1 protein-coding gene is annotated in these 1,156 nt (G+C 66.3%); it reads right to left on the reverse strand.

Going from position 1 to position 1,156, the window contains the following annotated elements:
* Nucleotides 1-339: 339 nt before the first annotated feature.
* Nucleotides 340-1,095, reverse strand: coding sequence for a helix-turn-helix domain-containing protein (locus ACFHWS_RS28455; RefSeq protein ID WP_416569576.1), 756 nt, complete (start codon nucleotides 1,093-1,095; stop codon nucleotides 340-342).
* Nucleotides 1,096-1,156: the final 61 nt, after the last annotated feature.

Here is a 1,156-nt window from a genome sequence, read left to right on the forward strand (position 1 = left end):
CTACGACATCTGACAAACAATGATCAAGTCAGACATAGAGGAACAACGCCGGGGCCGTGGGTTATGTCCGTCGCTTTACCCGGAAGGCTGGCCTAGGGTGCGGGTGGATGTAAACCTCAAGTATCGGTCGTGCGGCGGGGCGGGAGCGTTGCGAACGCGGCCGGAATGTAGATATTGGAAAGCACTACTGCATGCCGAGAGCGAATTGTGGGACATTGGCGGGAACCATCCACTACCGAAGAAGGCGGGCGGGCCGCGGTGCCGTCGCGCGGTCGCCGGTGCCGAACGTGCTGGCCACGGTGCTGACCAGCACGAGGAACTGGCGGTGGGCGCGGGTGCTCAGGCCGCGACGGCGTACTCCTCGGCGGGTCGGCTCTGCTCGGTCAGCCGGCTCAGCGCGTAGGTGCGGACGTTGAGTAGCGCGAGTAGCACCGGCGGGTCGAGGGCCCGGCCCGGCCGCAGCTCGAGCTCGGTCGAGATCGACTTGCCGGAGCGGACGACGAGCGGCCCGGCAGTGGCGACGGAGACCGGCCGGTCTGCGTGATCGCGACACAGCCCGGGCGGGCACCGGTCGGCCGAGACCGCTTGGGCGAGCAGGTACCACTGGCCCAGTGGTGCATGGTTGAAGGTGATGTGCCGCGAGTCGCGCAGTACCGCACAGCGGACCGGACGGCCCTCGGGCACGCGACCGGGGAACAGGCCGACGAACGTCAGCGTGTTCTCGTCCCGGCTGGCCGGTTGCACCCCGCAGGAGATGCTCGCGTCGCTGAGGCGGACGCCGTCGGAGTCGGCGAGGATCTCACTGGCGTAGCCAGCGCGCTGCCGAAAACTGGTGGGCGACATGCCGACGCTGCGGCTGAACCGGGAACTGAACGTGCCGACGCTGTTGTAGCCGACGCTGACGCTGATGTCGGCAACCTTCATCGGCGTCGAGACGAGTAGCTCCTTGGCACGCTGGAGGCGCAGCGCGGAAAGGAATCGGCCGGGTGAGACGCCGGTGACCCGCTGGAACATCCGCGTGAAGTGAAATTTGCTGAACATGGCAGCCCGCGCCATGTCATCGACCCTCAATTGCTCGCCTAGTCGTTCATGCATCGAGGCTTATTCAGCAGGGCCCCGATAACCCACAGTGGACCCCCCGATAAATGAGACGGCC

It is taken from the genome of Micromonospora sp. LOL_013, assembly GCF_048060315.1.
Classification (GTDB): Bacteria; Actinomycetota; Actinomycetes; order Mycobacteriales; family Micromonosporaceae; genus Micromonospora_E.

What these genes read in the sequence shown, in the direction of transcription:
- ACFHWS_RS28455 (WP_416569576.1), bottom strand. Translation starts at nt 1,095, where the DNA reads ATGCATGAACGACTAGGCGAGCAATTGAGGGTCGATGACATGGCGCGG.